The 16,750-nt window shown below is 67.8% G+C and carries 12 protein-coding genes; 2 read left to right on the top strand and 10 right to left on the bottom strand.

Annotated features, from left to right (window positions below):
• From QOD90_RS18980 to QOD90_RS18970, 3 genes are all read right to left on the bottom strand, one after another.
• On the bottom strand, positions 1-5,045 hold a 5,045-nt coding region (locus QOD90_RS18980), incomplete at its 3' end, for a cadherin-like domain-containing protein (protein ID WP_526352378.1).
• A 181-nt stretch (positions 5,046-5,226) separates the two neighbouring features.
• The gene (locus QOD90_RS18975; protein ID WP_526352377.1) at positions 5,227-6,132 is read right to left on the bottom strand and encodes an LLM class F420-dependent oxidoreductase; all 906 of its coding nucleotides are present in this window, start codon (positions 6,130-6,132) and stop codon (positions 5,227-5,229) included.
• Positions 6,133-6,142: 10 nt separating this feature from the next.
• Positions 6,143-6,895 (bottom strand): IclR family transcriptional regulator, encoded by a 753-nt coding sequence (locus tag QOD90_RS18970; protein WP_526352376.1) that lies wholly within the window; start codon positions 6,893-6,895, stop codon positions 6,143-6,145.
• 167 nt (positions 6,896-7,062) lie between these two features.
• Between QOD90_RS18970 and QOD90_RS18965 the strand changes: the two genes are divergently transcribed.
• Both QOD90_RS18965 and QOD90_RS18960 read left to right on the top strand, forming a co-directional pair.
• Positions 7,063-7,830, top strand: a complete 768-nt coding sequence (locus QOD90_RS18965) for a CoA transferase subunit A (RefSeq protein ID WP_526352375.1) — start codon at positions 7,063-7,065, stop codon at positions 7,828-7,830.
• A complete protein-coding gene (locus QOD90_RS18960) occupies positions 7,827-8,489 on the top strand; it encodes a 3-oxoacid CoA-transferase subunit B (protein ID WP_526352374.1) in 663 nt (220 codons plus the stop codon). The genes QOD90_RS18965 and QOD90_RS18960 overlap by 4 nt, the downstream gene beginning before the upstream one ends.
• A gap of 3 nt (positions 8,490-8,492) precedes the next feature.
• Here QOD90_RS18960 and nhaA read toward each other — a convergent pair whose 3' ends face one another.
• The 7 genes from nhaA to QOD90_RS18925 all read right to left on the bottom strand — a co-directional run.
• A complete protein-coding gene (gene nhaA, locus QOD90_RS18955; RefSeq protein WP_526352373.1) occupies positions 8,493-10,286 on the bottom strand; it encodes a Na+/H+ antiporter NhaA in 1,794 nt (597 codons plus the stop codon).
• The gene (locus QOD90_RS18950) at positions 10,283-11,434 is read right to left on the bottom strand and encodes a glycoside hydrolase family 76 protein (protein ID WP_526352372.1); all 1,152 of its coding nucleotides are present in this window, start codon (positions 11,432-11,434) and stop codon (positions 10,283-10,285) included. Before QOD90_RS18950 ends, nhaA begins: the two co-directional genes overlap by 4 nt.
• Positions 11,435-11,449: 15 nt before the next feature.
• Positions 11,450-12,100, bottom strand: a complete 651-nt coding sequence (locus tag QOD90_RS18945; RefSeq protein WP_526352379.1) for a TrmH family RNA methyltransferase — start codon at positions 12,098-12,100, stop codon at positions 11,450-11,452.
• Positions 12,101-12,155: 55 nt separating this feature from the next.
• Positions 12,156-13,055, bottom strand: a complete 900-nt coding sequence (locus QOD90_RS18940) for a hypothetical protein (RefSeq protein ID WP_526352371.1) — start codon at positions 13,053-13,055, stop codon at positions 12,156-12,158.
• Between the two features lie 16 nt (positions 13,056-13,071).
• Entirely contained in the window at positions 13,072-13,848 is a 777-nt protein-coding gene (locus tag QOD90_RS18935; RefSeq protein WP_526352370.1) for an SDR family NAD(P)-dependent oxidoreductase, read from the bottom strand.
• Positions 13,849-13,923: 75 nt separating this feature from the next.
• On the bottom strand, positions 13,924-14,730 hold the full coding sequence (ttfA, locus tag QOD90_RS18930) for a trehalose monomycolate transport factor TtfA (RefSeq protein ID WP_526352369.1): 807 nt from the start codon (positions 14,728-14,730) through the stop codon (positions 13,924-13,926).
• 100 nt (positions 14,731-14,830) lie between these two features.
• Positions 14,831-16,750, bottom strand: a 1,920-nt coding sequence (locus tag QOD90_RS18925) for an ATP-dependent Clp protease ATP-binding subunit (protein ID WP_526352368.1), incomplete at its 5' end; no start/stop codon positions are given.

Here is a 16,750-nt window from a genome sequence, read left to right as displayed (position 1 = left end):
GCCGCATCCGACCGGGCTGTATCGGTTGGCGTGTAACGGAACTGGCCGGGTGCCAGCACCGCCAGCGTTCCGCGCGCCGGTCCTGCGACCACTGTGTAGGTCACCGCGTCACCGTCGGGGTCGGAGCCGTGCAGGTCGATCGTCACGACGCCGTCCGCCGGGCTGCTGGCAACTGGTGCGACAATCGGATCTTCGTTCGCGGGCGCGATCGAGACCGAGATGGTCTTCGTCACCGACGAGCCGTGGCCGTCGCCGACCGTGACGGTGAACGTATCGGTGGCTGGCGCCACCGCGGCGGCGTGCCTGGCCGCCGGCGTCGGGGTGTAAACGTAGTTGCCGGCACCGTCGATGGTGACGCCGCCCAGCGTGCCCTGTGTTGTGCTGTAGGACAACGCATCTCCGTCGCCATCGGTGGCGCCGAGCGATCCGGTGACCACGCCGCTGCTGAAATTCGTGGACTGCGTCGGGTGCAGAACGGGAGGCTCGTTGCCGGCGATCAGGATCACGGTGACGGTGTCCGACAGCGAGTTGGTGACGGTCGCCCTCGTCCCCGTCGCGTCGATGCTGACGCCCCACGGACCGTCGCCGACGTTGACGAACGTGACTGCGTTGTTGTCGGTGAGATCGACGATGGACACCGAGTCGCTACCGAAGTTGGCCACGTACAAGCGTTTTCCGTCCGGCGTGACCGCGATTCCACGCGGATCGAAGCCGACGTCGGCGTAGGTGAACGACTTGTCGGAGAGTTGGACGATCGCGACCCGGTTTTCGGTGCCCCCCTTGGTGAGGTACAAATGCGTGTCGTCGGGGCTGATCGCCATGCCGAACGTGTCGTCACCGACGTGAATGGTGTCGAGCACAGTTCCATTCGACGAGTCGATGATGGAGACGTCACCGTCGGTGGAATTCAGCGCATAGACGCGCGTTCCCGCCTGGTTGATGACGATCTGGCTGGGGTCGATGCCCACGGACACGGAGGTCCCGCTGGCGACCGTGACGATCGTGATCGTGTTGTCGGCGTTGGCGGTGTAGAGGAACTGGCCGTCGGGACTGACCGTGATGCCGGTGGGCTCGTGCCCGATACCCACGGTGGTGATGACCGCGCCCGTCGCCGTGTTGATCGACGTTACGGAGTTGCCACCGGCATTCGCGACATAGAGCGTGGATCCGGCTGTGTTCAGTGCCAGCGCCGTCGGGCGGTCGCCGACCTGGATGGTGCGCACCGTCGTGTTGTTCGTGGTGTTGATGACGGTGACGGTGTCGTCGTCGGTGTTGGCCACGTACGCGCGAGTGCCGTCAGCGCTCAGTACGACCGCGCGCGGGCCGTCACCGACGCCGGGCGTACCAGTCACGCTGTTGGCGGGCAATTCGGCCACCAGAACGTCGCCGACGGTGACCACGATGGGGGCGCTGCGCCCGTCCGTGACTCCGATGGTGAACGAGTCGGTCTCCACGGCGTTGGTGGTCAGAGACGCATTCAGCCGTTCCTCCGGCTTCGCGGTGTAGGTGTAGGTGCCCGTCGCGCTGTCGATGGTCAGCGTGCCTCGGGTCGGCCCGGTGACGACCTGATAGGACAGTGAGTCGCCGTCGGCGTCGGTGACGTTGATCTTGCCGGTGACGACCCCGGCACTGTTCGGGTTGCCCACCGATGGTGCGGTAGCTGCAACTGGCGCAGCGTTCTTCGGGTTGACGTTGACCGAGACCTGGATGGCGAGCGCGCCGCCGTGGCCGTCGTCGGCGGTGATGGCGAACGCATCCTTGGCGGCCGTCCCACCCTGCGACGCGGCGTGCTGCGCCTCCGCGGTGGGGGTGTAGGTGAAGCTGCCGTTCTCGTTGACGATCACGGTGCCCTTGCCGGTCGTCGTCGACCCGGAGTATTTGAGCGTGTCGCCGTCGGGATCGGTCGCACTGACGGTGCCGGTCACCACTCCGCTTCCGCTGTCGGGTTGCCCGACCGTGGCGACACCGTTGATCGGCACCCTGTTCTTCGGGTTGACCGTGACCGTCACGGTCACGGGCAGCGCGGCGCCGTATTGGTCCGTCGCGGTAACGGTGAACGTATCCGTGGCGGCAGCTCCGCCTGCGCTGGCGGCGTGCTGCGCGGCGGCAGTCGGCGTGTACGTGAATGCGCCACTGGTGGTGACAGTGACGCTGCCCTTGGCCGTCGTGGCGGTCCCGCTGTAGCGCACGGTGTCGCCGTCGGGATCGAGGGCCTTGACCGTTCCGGTGACGATGCCGGTGGTGGAATTGGGTTGTGCCACGACGATAGTGGGGTTGGCCGGCGCGGCGTTCTTCGGGCTGATGTTGACCGTCACCGCAACCGCGAGAGTGCCGCCGTAGGAGTCGCTGGCGGTGATCGTGAACGTGTCGGTGGCCGCAGCACCACCCGCGAGGGCCTTGTGGCGCGCGAGTTCAGTTGGCGTGTAGGTGAACGTACCGTCGGTGTTCACCGCGACGTTGCCCTTGGCGGTCGACGTCGGCCCGCTGTATCGGACTGTGTCGCCGTCGGCGTCTGTGGCACTCACCGACCCGGTGACCATACCCGTCGCTGGATCTGGTGTTCCGACAACGGCACTGCCGTTCTTGGGCGCGGCATTCTTGGGGCTGACGGTCACGTTGACCGCGACGGCGACCGTGCCGCCGTGTCCGTCGCTGGCCGTGACGGTGAACGAATCGGTGGCCGCCGCTCCACCAGCTAAGGCCTCGTGACGGGCGATGGCCGTTGGCGTGTAGGTGAAGGTGCCATTGGCATTCACGATCACGGCGCCCTTGGCCGTCGACGTAGATCCGGTGTAGGTCAATGCATCCCGGTCGGCATCGGTCGCCCGCACCGTTCCGGTGACCACGCCCGTGGTCGAGTTCGGGTTTCCTACGGTCACGGTGCCGCCGATGGGCGTCGCGTTCTTCGGGTTGACGGCAACGATCACCGGCACCGCCAGCGTGCCGCCGTGTCCGTCGCTGGCCGTGACGGTGAACGAGTCGCTTGCGGCCGCACCGCCCGCGGACGCGTTGTGCTGCGCCGTGGCCGTCGGGGTGTAGGTGAAGGTGCCGTTGGCGTTGACGACCACGGACCCCTTCGTCGTCGATCGGGATCCCGTGAAGGTGAGGTTGTCTCCGTCGGTGTCGGTGGCAGACACCGTGCCGGTGACCACGCCGGTGGTCGCGTCAGGGCTGCCGACGGTCGCGCTGCCGTTCTTCGGAACCGAATTCTGTGGACTGACAGCCACTTTGACCGCAACAGCCAGCGTGCCGCCGTGCCCGTCATTGGCTGTGACGGTGAACGAGTCGCTTGCGGCCGCACCACCCGCGGTCGCCTGATGCCGAGCCGCGGCGGTGGGGGTGTACGTGAACGTGCCGTCGGTGTTGACGACCACCGAACCCTTGGCGGTTGACGTCGGCCCGCTGTACTGCAGCGTGTCACCGTCGGCGTCAGAGGCGGTCACTGCTCCAGTGACCACACCGGTTGCCGCATCAGGCTGGCCGACGACCGAACTACCGTTCTTCGGCGCCGCGTTCTTGGGACCTACGGCCACGGCGACCGCGACCGCGACGGTACCGCCGTGTCCGTCGTTGGCCGTAACGGTGAACGAATCGTTGGCCGCGCCACCGGCCGCGGCTTGATGGCGGGCCTCGGCGGTGGGGGTGTAGGTGAAGGTGCCGTTGGCGTTGACGACCACGGCGCCCCTGGCCGTAGCCGTAGAACCGGTGTACGTCAACGCATCCCGGTCGGCATCGGTGGCCCGCACCGTTCCGGTGACCACGCCCGTGCTCGAGTTCGGGTTCCCCACTGTCACAGTGCCGGTGATCGGCGCCGTATTCGCCGGCGTGACCGGAACACTGCTGACCCGGACTGCCGTCACGGCGCCGCGCCCATCGCTGACGTTGACGATGAAGCCATCGACGTCGGCGCCCGCAGTGGCCGCCGCAGCATGCCTGGCGGGGTCAGTCGGCGTGTAGGTGAAGGCGCCCGTCGTGGTGACCCCGACGGCACCCTTCGCAGGCGGGGTCTTGATCGTGTACGTCAGCGGATCCCCGTTGGGATCAACGGCATTGAGGTTGCCGGTCACGATGCCGGTCGTGCCGTCGACGTTGGTGATCGTGGGCGATGCCGTCGGCGCATTGTTCGGCGAAGTCACTAGCGCCTGAACAGCGAGCGCCGGGGCGGCGAGCAGCGACGCAGTTCGGGCGGCCGGTTCCGGCGTGGCCGGTTCGCTGGTGGTGGTCAGAGCGGTGAGCGTCGACTCGGACGCAGCGGTCGTGGTGCGCTCCGATTCACGACGGGTCCAGGCCAGCACCGCCCACATCAGGGCCGGCGCCGCGGGGGATTCTGGTGAGGGGAGCAGCAGCGGCGCCAGGACGGCCGAAACCATCTTCGCGACCACGTTGACGGTTGACTGCGCGTGCGCCGGTTCGGGTGCGGGCGTTGTGATGATGGTCTCGACCGGTTGTGCGGTGCTGGTGAAGGACTGCGGCTCAACTGTCTTCAGTGCGACGACTGCCGAACTGGCCGGCGTGGCGACGATCTTGGGCGCGCTGGTCGTCGCTGTCGCTTCGTTCTGATTCGCTGTGCCTGGCGCGTTCGCGAGGGTGACGGTCTTCGCGGTCTCGACCGGCCCGTGGTCGCCGCCCTTCGTCTCCTTGGGCTTGGTCGGCTTGGTCGGCTTGGTGGGCTCGGTCGAGGTCTGCTCGCCGTTGATGGTGGTGTTCAGGCTGCCGGACCCGCTCACGGTCACCGGCGGTGACGAGCCGTCGCCGACGCTGACGGTGATCTGAGATGAGTTGGTCGTCGGGCCAGTCCCTGCGCCCGGGCTCCCCGTGGGGAGGCTCGGGGATGACGAGTCGTGCGTCGGCTCCGGAGTGACGGCGGCGGTGGGGTCGAGCGGGGTGGGCACGCTCGGTGGAGAATCGACGGTGTCGGCCTGGTCCCCCGTCTCCGGTATGGCCCATGCCAGGCCGGGCATGGTGCCGACGCCCAGTGCGACCGCCAGCGCCCCGAGCCGTCCGACGTATCGCGCGTAACCCGTGCTCTTGCTATGAGCTCCCATTGCCCGAATCCCCCCAGATCGGACCGCGACGCCGAGCCTGGCGTTGCCGTCGACTCAATTTACGAGCAGGTAAAGCAAATCGAATCGGGGGTTTCCCTAGAAAACCAGCTAATCCCCTACTCGTGTGCGCGACGGGATGTCCGCGGCGGATGTACGGGAGGGCCGCCAAGCAGGAGCCGGGTTAGTCCGCTAGTCCGAGCGCCTTCGCGAGCGTGCGCAGCGCAGGACGTGGATCGGCCGTCGGGTTGTCGCCGAGCACCTGAACGACGACGTGGTCGGCACCCGCATCGAGGTGAGCGCGCACCGAGGCCGCGGCATCGTCGACCGAGCCCATCCCGACGAGTCCGCGGGCCAGCCGGTCGGAGCCGCCGCGCACCAGATCGGACTCGTCGAAGCCCTGGCGCAGCCAGGAGTTCCGGTAGTTGGGCAGCCCGCTGTAGACGTTGAGGTGCCCGTGGGCATTGCTCAGCTGTTGTTCGTCGTCACCGCCGACGACGACGGCCTGCTCGGAGACGATCCACTTGTCCGGGCCGAGGATCTCGCGGGTCTTGCGGGACTGCTCGGGCAGAACGAGGTAGGGGTGCGCACCGTCGGCGTGCGTGCCCGACAGCTCGATCATCTTCGGGCCGAGCGCCGCCAACAGACGGGCGGGCCTGCCCGCGCCCGGCTCGATCTGCTCGGGGACGGACGCCATCTTCTCGAGGTAGCTGCGCATCGTCGCGAGCGGCTTCTCATACACGCCGCCGAATCCGTGCTCGACGAGCGGCGCGTGGCTAACGCCCAAGCCGAGGACGAAGCGGCCCGGGTAGAGCGCGCTCAGCGTGCGTCCCCCCGACTCCGCGGCAGACGCCGCCCGCGCGTGGATGTTGGCAATCCCGGTGCCGACGACGAGGCGCTCGGTGCCCGCCAGGAACGCCGCGGACTGCGTCAGGCACTCCTTGCCGGTGACTTCGGGAATGAACAGCGAGCCGTAGCCAAGCGCCTCGATCTCCCTCGCGACTTCCTGGGCATCGGTGATGGGCCAGGTGTCGCTCGCCCACCAGACACCGATCGGGGCGGAAAAGTCGATGTTGGCGCGTTCGGTCACGGCGTCGATGTTAGGCGTTGAGTCGTCCCGACAGCAGGTGCGCCTCCTCGAGCAGCAGGGTTCCCAGCTCGTGGTGACGTTCCGGGCGGAAGCGAGTCTCGACCCCGGTCAGGCTCAATGCCCAGGCCGGTCTGCCGCTGTGGTCGAAGACGGCGGCCCCCATCCCCCAGCTTCCTTCGACGATCAGAGCCGGGTTCACCGCGTAGCCGGTGGTTCTGGTGGATTCGATGCGCCGTCGCACCGCCTGCTCGGAATGCGCTGTGCCCCAATCCACGTCGAGCCGGACCCGGGAGAAATAGTCGTCGACGTCCCTGGCGGGAAGGTGACTGAGGATGGCGAGTCCGGCCGATGCCACCCCCAGCGGGAAGCGGATGCCGACGTGGAGGACGTGCGAACGCAGTGGAAAGCTGCCCTCTTCGCTCAGCACGCACACCGTCTCGTCGCCGCGGCGCGCGGACAGATGCGCACTCTCACCGGTCGTGCGAGCAAGGCGATCGATCGTCTCGCGCGCCTGGTCGGTGACGTCGTACCGGTGCGCGGCCCCCGCGCCGAGCAGATACAGCTCCGGCCCCAACGACCACCGTCCGGTCTTCGAGTCCCTGTCGATCAGACCCTCGTCCACCAGCGCCACCAGCAGCCGGTGCGCCGTGGGTCGCGCCAACCCCGCCGTCTTCCCGAGCTCGGTAGTCGTCGCGCCATTCGGTTCGGCCGCCGCGACGGCGCGCAGCAGGCCCCCCACTCGCGTGACGACATGGTTCACCACGTCACCGATCCTAGCGTTCACTGAGTGGACGCGCTGACCACAGACGGTCACTGGATGAACAATTCGCGGACTTTTCCGTTCAATGCTTGATCGGCTCAGCTGCTTCGATGTTGGGTGGACGGTAAAGCTCACCGCGTTTGCAGAGTGGACGTACCGCTAGGAGGACGATGAAATCGAAGGTGTACGAGTCAGCCGCCGCAGCGGTTGCCGACATCACCGACGGCGCGAGCCTCGCCGTCGGCGGGTTCGGGCTGTGCGGCATTCCGGACACGCTGATCGCGGCACTGGCCGAATCGTCGGCGACCGAGCTGGAGGTCTTCTCCAACAACTGCGGAGTCGACGGCCAAGGGCTTGGAGTCCTCCTCGCGCTCGGTCGCATCAGGCGGGTCACCGCGTCGTACGTCGGCGAGAACAAGGAGTTCGCCCGGCAGTACCTCGCCGGTGAACTCGAAGTGGAACTGACCCCGCAGGGGACGCTGGCCGAGCGCATGCGCGCCGGCGGCGCAGGCATCACGGCATTCTTCACCCCGGCCGGGGTCGGCAGCCCGGTATCCGACGGCGGCCTGCCGTGGCGCTACGCCCCCGACGGTTCGATCGCGCTGGCCTCACCGCCGAAGGAAACCCGGGTGTTCGGCGACAAGCGTTACGTACTCGAGGAGGCGATCAACGCCGACTTCGCCTTGGTACACGCTCAATTGGGCGATACGGACGGCAATCTGGTGTTCAACAAGACGGCGATGAACTTCAACCCGCTCGCTGCCATGGCCGGGCGGATCGCCATCGCCGAGGTCGAGCAGCTCGTCGATCCTGGCGAAATCGACCCTGGCCAAGTACATCTGGCGGGGGTGTTCGTTCAGCGCATCGTCGACGCCGGACCGCAGCACAAGCAGATCGAGAAGCGCACCGTTCGCCCGTCAGAAGGAGGGGACCGATGAGTGAGTCCGCGGCAGTCACGGGCTGGAGCAGAAACGACATGGCAGCCCGCGCGGCCGCGGAGATGGTCGACGGCGAGTACGTCAACCTCGGCATCGGCCTGCCCACCCTCATCCCCGGCTACCTGACGCCCGACGTACGGGTGACCCTGCACTCCGAGAACGGCATCCTCGGGACGGGCCCGTACCCGGCCGACGATGCGGTCGACCCCGACCTGATCAACGCGGGTAAGGAGACGGTGACCGTCAATCCTGGTGCGGCGTACTTCGATTCGGCATTGTCGTTCGGCATGATTCGCGGCGGTCACATCGACACGGCGGTCCTCGGCGGCATGCAGGTATCCCGAACGGGCGACCTCGCCAACTGGATGGTGCCCGGCAAGATGGTCAAGGGCATGGGCGGCGCGATGGACCTGGTGCACGGCGCGGCCCGCGTCATCGTGGTGATGGAACACAACGATCGCGACGGTGGCCCCAAGATCGTCGAGTCGTGCACCCTGCCGCTGACCGGGCAGGCCGTCGTCGACCGGATCATCACCAACCTCGGCGTCATCGACGTCGTCGGGGACGGCACCCTGGTGCTACGCGAGCTCGCTCCCGGCGTGACCGCCGATGCCGTCATCGCGGCGACCGGAGCGACGCTCACCGTCGACCTCGACTAGCCGCTAGGCGCGGGAATCTTCAAGCGCCCGAATCAAACTCGCGGCGTCCCACGGACCCTTGTGCCGTACGCCGTTGACGAAGAACGTCGGAGTCGAGCCGAGGTCCATCAACTCCGCGTCCTGGGCGTCGTCCTCGACGCGGTGTAGCACCCGCGCCGATCGCAGATCCTCGTCGAATTGCCGAATGTCGCAACCCACGCCGTCGGCATAGCGGTAGATGTGCTCCCACTCCAGGTAGTCCTGGAACTCGAACATCGCCGTGGCCATCTGAAAGAACTTGCCCTGCACGGCCGCAGCCTCACTGGCCAACGCAGCGTCCTTGGCTCGGGGGTGCACCCTCTCGAGCGGCAGATGCCGCCAGACATAGGCGAACCGATCCCCGAAGTGTTCGCGCACCTCGTCGATCGAACCGGTCGCGCGGCTACAGAACGGGCATTCGAAGTCGCCGTACTCGACGAGCACGAACGGTGCGTCCGCGGCGCCCTTGACGTGGTCCCGGTCGGGATCGACGGCGCGGATCAGCTTGGCGCCAACGGCAACTGGCGGGGTGAGCCGATCGGTGAGCCGAAACATGGCCCAGCCGAGAGCGAATGCCACCGCGGAGGCGACCAGCACGCCGACCCGCGCCTGGTCCTGCTTGGCCGGATCCTCGATCGCCAGATCGATGATGAAGAGCGAGATGGTGAAGCCGATTCCCGAAAGGGCCGCACCGCCCGCGACGCGCCGCAAGGTCAGACCGGGCGCCAGCGCGCCGATGCCGACGGCACGCACCAGCGCCGTCGCCCCGGTGATGCCGATCAGCTTTCCGACGACGAGGCCGACGATGACGCCCCAGGTCAGCGGTGACCGCACGGCCGCCGCCAGGGTGTCGTGATCGAGGTGCACGCCCGCGTTGGCCAAGGCGAAGATCGGTAGCACGACGTAGGAGACGTAGGGGCTGAAGGCAGTCTGCAGCCGCTCGTTGATGGAGATCGACTCCCTCAGGCTGCGGGTGGCGGCCCTGGCGTACTCGGAGTTCGGCGATTGCCTGAAGGCGCGGATCACGCCGGCGGCGGACTCCACCGACTTCCGCTGTGGCGTGAAGACCGGAATCAGCAGCGCGACGGCAACACCCGCGAGAGTCGGATGGATCCCGGCCATCAGCAGCACCAGCCATAGGGCAAACGCCAACACCGAGTAGGCGCCCCCACGCCCGGCGGGCAGGCGCCGCACCAAGGCGAGCGCCACCATCAGCAGCGCGGCCACGGCCAGCGGGGCAGGGCGGATGGCGTCGGAGTAGAACAGCGCGATCACCAGTAGGGCACCGACGTCATCGACCACGGCCAAGGTGAGGAGGAAGGTGCGCAACCGCGCGGGGTACTTGGGCCCGATGATGGCGAGCGCGCCAACCAGGAATGCCGTGTCGGTGGAGATCACCACGCCCCACGCCCGCGCATCGGCACCGGAGTTGAACAGTACGAAGATGACCGCGGGCAGGATCAGCCCGGCGATCGCGGCGAGCACCGGCACTGCAGCTCGCGCCCGGTCGGTGAGTTCCCCGATGGTGAATTGGCTGGTGACCTCGAGTCCAACGATGAAGAAGAAGAACGCCATCAAGCCGTCGTTGACGAGATGCTTGATGGTCATCTCGGTGTGGGCACTGCCAAGGGTCAACCCGACCGGCGTGTTCCAGAACGTCGGATAGCTCTGCGACCAAGGCGAATTGGCCCACACGATCGCCAAGACGGTGAACGCCAGCAGGAGCGCCGCGGCCGCATTCTCACCGTGCCGCGGCGCGGTGGCGCCGCGGCCGCTCACGTCGCTTCGGGTGGTTCGGGTACGTCCAAGACGAGCTGCCCGACAGGAGTCTCGTCGGCGACCGTGTAGGCGGCTTCCATCAACATCCAGCCCGACACCTGTACCGACATGTCCTTCTCGGGGATTTCCGACGCGTTGACCGCGCCCTCGACGAACTTCGCGTCGGCGCCGCCCGCCGTTGGCAGCTCCGCGTTGCGGTCCCAGAACGCCCCGAACAGCGGAAGCCCATCCACGTTCTGCCGGAAGTCCCATGCTGACTGAGCCGACTTCAACACGATCTCCTTGGCGGTGGCACGCGCTGCGGTGTCCGCCGGACTGTCGTCGGGCAGGAGGGTCACCGCCAGCGCCAGGTAGCGGGCCAGGATGCCGTTGAAGAGGCCGCCGTCGCCCCCGCCTGCGCCTGCGATGACGCCGCCGGGCGCCATGTTGTCGGCGATCGCGGTGATCAGCCGACGCACCCGCTCGGGATGCCTGCCGTCCTCGGTGCGGGCGGCGAGTTCGACTTCGAGACCGAGAACGACGCCCTGGCAGTAGGTGTACTGCGCGCGCACCAGCGAGCCGCCCTTGATGCCGTCGAACACCAGGTGGGTGTCCGGGTCGATCAAGGTCTCGTCGATCCAGTCGGCCATCTGCTGGGCCCGCCGCAGTCGGTCATAGCGCGCGAGGAAGATGCCTGCGGGTCCGTTGGCCGGCGCGTTGAAGAACTGGTCCTGTTTGCGCCACGGGATGCCTCCGCCGTCCTCAGGGACCCAGGCATTGAGGAACTGGTCGGCGAGTTTGTCGAGAGCCTTGGGCCGCTCGACACCTGCCTGGCTCCCTGCCCGCTCGAGAGCGAGTGCGAGCCACGCCATGTCGTCGTAGTAGTCGTTGACCCAGCGCCCGGTATTGCGCCAATGATGCCCGCGAATCTGGCGCTCGATCGTTTGCCTGCGCTCGGGCTGCGGGTCGCGCACCTGGGCGTCGACCAGGCAGTCGAGCAGATGTGCCTGCCACCAGTAGTGCCAGGTGCCGAACGATCGGGTCTTCTTGGTGGGCGGCCAGGAGACGACACCGAGCTGGGTGCCTGGCAGCCGCCACAGCTTCCGGTAGTGCCGCTTGGCGATCGCGGCCTCGGCGCTGGCCGCACGGTTGGCCCACAGCTGATCCATGGCGTTGATCCTGCCTTACCAGGCGCGCGATGTGTCGGCATGCGTCGTGATCCAGGCGTGCATCGCGATGCCCGCAGCTACCGCGGCGTTGACGCTGCGGGTCGATCCGAACTGGGCGATGGACACCGTGACGGCGGCGCCCCGCTGCGCGTCGACGGTGATGCCCGGCCCCTCCTGCCCGAAGATCAGCAGACAGTTGCGCGGCAGACGCGTGTGCTCGAGGCGGACGGCGCCAGGCACGTTGTCGACCGCGACCACCTCGAGGCCCTGCTCGGCGGCGAAGGCCAGCAGTTCGGCAGTGGTGTCGTGATGCCGCAAACGCTGGTACCGGTCGGTGACCATCGCGCCCCGGCGATTCCACCGGCGTTTTCCGACGATGTGCACGGTGTCGACGGCGAACGCGTTGGCGGTGCGAACGACGGCGCCGATGTTGGCGTCGTTGCCGAAGTTCTCGATCGCGATGTGCAGCGGATGCCGCCGCTGGTCGATGTCGGCGATGATCGCCTCGCGCGTCCAGTAGCGGTACGCGTCGACGACGTTGCGAGTGTCCCCGTCGCGCAACAGGTCCCGGTCGAAGCGCGGGTCCTCCGGCAGCGGGCCCGGCCTTTCCTCGAGCCAGGGCCCGACGCCGGGTGCGGTGCCCCACTCGGTCGGGCCCAAATTGATGTCGCCGCCGGGGCGGCTCCGATTGATGTCGCCGCCGGGGCGGCTCCGGCCAGGTTCACTCACGGATCGTCCACAGTGCGGCGTGGGTACCGACCACTGCGACAGTGGCATACAGCAGCGCCTGGTTGATCTCACCCTGCGTGCACAGTGAGCCCCGCACGGAGACCGCGTCCAGCGACGAGTCGGGCAGCACCAGCAGCGACGCGCCGTACACCGAGCACGCATACGACAACCCCTTGCCAGGCAGCGTCGGCGTCACCTGGACCATCAGCGGGCCGCCGCGACGGATCGAGTCCTCGCGATACCGCGAGGCCAGCCCGCTGATGTCGAGTCCGAGCAGCATGTAGCCGTTGCCGTTGAAGGCCGTCGGCTCGCCAAGTGCGGTCGGCATCAGCTGCGAGCCGTCGGCCTCGAACGCGTCGACACTGGTGGACTTCAGCACCAGGCCGGTCTCGGTGTCGCTGGTGGGATTCAAACCGATGGGGAAGGACGCCCCGTAGGCGGCAATGGTGCCGGGGATCCGGTCCTGCGGCGAGTAGACGTACACGCCACGTACCTGTGTCTGATCGCGCAGTGGCCCCAAACACACTGTGCCAGACAGCTTGTCGGGATTGGGGGAGACGGCGGGCTGGAGGCTCAGGTTCGTGGCATTGGCACAACTGCCCAGCGCGGTGCTCTCGATGGGGTGGGCCAGCGCACCGTAGAGGCCGAACCGCAGGGTGTCGGCCTTCGCGTGCGGACCGCCGACCTTCGCCGGCGACGCGTCGACGTCGATCAGGACGTAGTCACCGTCGAAGCGCAGGTTCGACACCGACACGTTCCAGCCAAGCACCGCAAGCGATTCGCCGATCTTGGCGCCCTGGGTGGCATAGGGACTCGGCTCGGGGTCGGCCGAGCATGCGACGAGAGCGACGCCAATGACCACGACCGACAGCAGCGCGACGAGTGCGCGCACTCAGGTCCGCCCCCGGCTATGTTCTTCCACGGCCACGGCCCACCACTTTCGTCGCGGCACGCACCAGGCTTCGCGGCACCATCCGGCCCGCGGTCGTGAGCGCCTTGTACTGCAGCCCTGGCACGATCACGACCTCGCCCTTGGCGACGCCGGCAAGACAGTCGCGTACGACGTCGGCCACGTCGAGCCAGAGGATCGACGGCGTGCCTGCCATGTCGATGCCCGCGCGTTCGTGGAACTCGGTGCGGACGAAACCGGGGCACAGCGCGTGGACGCCGACGCCGGTGCCGCCGAGGCCGTTGGCCAGGCCCTCGGAGAACGAGATCACCCACGCCTTCGACGCCGAATAGGTGGAGCCGCGACCAGGCAGCAGTCCCGCGACGCTGGCCACGTTGATGACGGTGCCTGCGCCCGCCGCCAACATCGACGGCAGCGCGGCATGCGTCAACTGCATGACGGCGGTGACGTTGACGTCCAGCTGCGACTGAAGGACCTCGAGATCGGCACTCCAGAATTCGCCGGAGGTACCAAACCCCGCGTTGTTCACCAGGATTCGCACACCTTCGGTCAGCCGCTCGGCAACCTTCGCGCGGTCCGAGGCGATGGCTAGGTCGGCGGCCAGCACCTCGACGTGCGCACCGGCCTCGTCGTGGAGTTCGGCGGCGAGCTGCTCCAGCCGTCCGACGTCGCGTGCCACCAGCACCAGATCATGGCCATCGAGGGCGTACTTGCGGGCGAACCCCATCCCCAAGCCGGACGTCGGTCCAGTGATCAGTGCGACGGGGCGTGACATGCCGACAGGTTACTTGCCCCGAGTCGCTGCGCTCCAGCCCGCCGAACTTACGCGGGCACCGTTCGGGCGCCGGACTCAGCGCTGATAGTGCGGCGACTGGCGCCCGTTGCGCACCGGCGGGCGCTGCTGGGTGTACCGGCCGACGTCGCCACGGGTGGGCGGAGCATCGGTGCGCCCGGCGGGCAGTTCGGCGGGATGCTGTGCCAGCGGGCGACTCGGAGAGCCGCCGCGCCTGGCGATCGCCTGACCCGCCGCACCGCTCTGTCCCGGCTGCGGGATGGGAGGCAGCACACGCAGGAGATCGTTGAACTGACGAACGGTGAGCAGACCCTCGTCCCACTGCGCGCGAGTGCTGGTGATCGGCATGCTGACGAGCGTCCAGTGCTGCTCGTTCCACATGATCTCGGCGCAATCGGGCGCAGCGTGCGCGAAGGTCACCATGCGGCGGTCACAGGCGCGGCGCGCGGCGTCGAGGTTGGTGGAGTACACCATCCGCGGGCCGATGGCGCCGAGGAGCCAGATGTCGCTCTCGCGCGGTTCCTTGATGTCCTTGAGGCGGACGTCGACGACGACGTTGGTGCCGACCTTGCGGTGCAGCGCGATGACCGTCGCCACGTCCTCGAGGTCGAAGATGAACACCGCCTCGCCGCGGATCTGTCCGAGCACCACGTTCTTGGCCGAGACGTCGCCAACCGTCGAGATCACACCGCGCTTCCAGCGCTTCACGATGTCGGTCGATTCGTGCTCGTAGTCGAACCCATGGGACTTGGCCCACGACTTGCGACGCCTGCCGAGGCCACGTCGTTTGTCGAGGTCCACGTACAGCAATACGGCCGCACCCACGAAACAGAGTGCGGACAGCGTGAACCAGAGGGGGACCATTGGTGCCTAGCCTACTTGCTGGTACGAGTTTCGCTAGAACAAGACTGGATCACAACCCGGTCACGGGTCTCAATATTTCGCGAGCAGTCCGCGGGGAAGATCAGCCGAGGACGAGGCTCTCGCCGTCGGCACTGATGTTCACGGGCACCACGTCGCCGTCGTGCACGTCGCCCGCCAACAGCATCCTGGCCAGCTTGTCGCCGATCGCCTGCTGCACCAGCCGCCGCAGCGGACGGGCGCCGTAGAGCGGGTCGAAGCCACGCTCGGCCAGCCACTTCTTCGCGGGCAGCGAGACCTCCAGGGTCAGCCGCCGCTGGGCCAGCCGCCTCTGCAGCTGGTCGAGCTGGATGTCGACGATCCGCACCAGTTCGTCCGGCTGCAATGCGTCGAAGATCAGCACGTCGTCGAGGCGGTTGATGAACTCGGGCTTGAACGCCGCCCGCACCGCCGCCATCACCTGCTCGTCGGTGCCGCCCGACCCGAGGTTGGACGTCAGGATGAGGATGGTGTTGCGGAAGTCGACCGTGCGCCCCTGACCGTCGGTCAGCCTGCCCTCGTCGAGCACCGCCAACAGCACGTCGAACACGTCCGGGTGAGCCTTCTCGACCTCGTCGAACAGCACCACCGTGTACGGCCGCCGCCGCACCGCTTCGGTCAGCTGACCGCCCTGGTCGTAGCCGACGTAGCCGGGAGGGGCACCGACGAGGCGGGCCGACGAGTGCTTCTCGCCGTACTCGCTCATGTCGATGCGGACCATCGCCCGTTCGTCGTCGAACAAGAAGTCCGCCAGCGCCTTGGCCAGCTCGGTCTTGCCGACGCCCGTCGGCCCGAGGAACAGGAACGAGCCGGTCGGCCGGTTCGGATCGGCGACGCCTGCCCGACTGCGCCGGACGGCATCGGACACCGCTTGCACGGCAGCCTTCTGCCCGACCACGCGCCTTCCGAGCTCGTCCTCCATGCGCAGCAGCTTGGCGGTCTCGCCCTCGAGCAGCCGGCCCGCAGGGATGCCGGTCCACGCCGCAACGACGTCGGCGATGTCGTCGGGGCCGACCTCTTCCTTGAGCATGACGTCGGTCTGCGCCTGCGCGGTGGGCAGCGCGGCATCGAGTTTCTTCTCGACCTCCGGGATGCGTCCGTACCGCAGCTCGGCCACCTTGGCCAGGTCACCATCGCGTTCGGCCCGCTCTGATTCGCCGCGCAAGTGGTCCAGCTGCTCCTTGAGCTCGCGGACGACGTCGATGGCGCCCTTCTCGTTCTGCCACCGCGTCGTCAGTTCGGACAGTCGCTCCTGGTAATCGGCCAGCTCGCCGCGCAGCTTGGCCAGGCGATCCTTGGACGCGTCGTCGGATTCCTTCTCCAGCGCCATTTCCTCGATCTCGAGGCGACGCACGACGCGTTCGACCTCGTCGATCTCGACGGGCCGGGAGTCGATCTCCATGCGCAGTCGGGAAGCGGCCTCGTCGACCAGGTCGATGGCCTTGTCGGGCAGGAAGCGCGAGGTGATGTACCTGTCGGACATCGTCGCCGCGGCGACCAGGGCCGAGTCGGTGATGCGGACGCCGTGGTGCACCTCGTAGCGATCCTTCAGTCCGCGCAGGATGCCGACGGTGTCCTCGACCGAGGGCTCGCCGACCAGCACCTGCTGGAAGCGCCGCTCCAGCGCGGCGTCCTTCTCGATGTACTTGCGGTACTCCTCGAGCGTGGTGGCGCCGACCATGCGCAGCTCGCCGCGGGCCAGCATCGGCTTGATCATGTTGCCCGCGTCCATCGCGGACTCGCCGGTCGCGCCTGCCCCCACGATGGTGTGCAGCTCGTCGATGAAGGTGATCACCTGTCCGGCGGAGTTCTTGATGTCGTCGAGGACGGCCTTGAGGCGTTCCTCGAACTCGCCGCGGTACTTCGCGCCTGCCACCATCGAACTGAGGTCGAGGGAGACGACGGTCTTGCCCTTGAGGCTCTCCGGTACGTCACCCTCGATGATGCGCTGGGCGAGGCCCTCGACGATGGCGGTCTTGCCGAC

It is taken from the genome of Mycobacterium sp., assembly GCF_032161845.1.
Lineage (GTDB): Bacteria > Actinomycetota > Actinomycetes > Mycobacteriales > Mycobacteriaceae > Mycobacterium.
The sequence above is the reverse complement of the archived record's forward strand: the minus strand, read 5'-3'. Positions and strand labels throughout refer to the sequence as shown.

Excerpts from the sequence above, each read along its gene's own strand:
- QOD90_RS18965 (WP_526352375.1), top strand. The coding sequence starts at position 7,063 with ATGAAATCGAAGGTGTACGAGTCAGCCGCCGCAGCGGTTGCCGACATC.
- QOD90_RS18960 (WP_526352374.1), top strand. The coding sequence starts at position 7,827 with ATGAGTGAGTCCGCGGCAGTCACGGGCTGGAGCAGAAACGACATGGCA.
- QOD90_RS18950 (WP_526352372.1), bottom strand. The coding sequence starts at position 11,434 with ATGGATCAGCTGTGGGCCAACCGTGCGGCCAGCGCCGAGGCCGCGATC.
- QOD90_RS18935 (WP_526352370.1), bottom strand. The coding sequence starts at position 13,848 with ATGTCACGCCCCGTCGCACTGATCACTGGACCGACGTCCGGCTTGGGG.
- ttfA (WP_526352369.1), bottom strand. The coding sequence starts at position 14,730 with ATGGTCCCCCTCTGGTTCACGCTGTCCGCACTCTGTTTCGTGGGTGCG.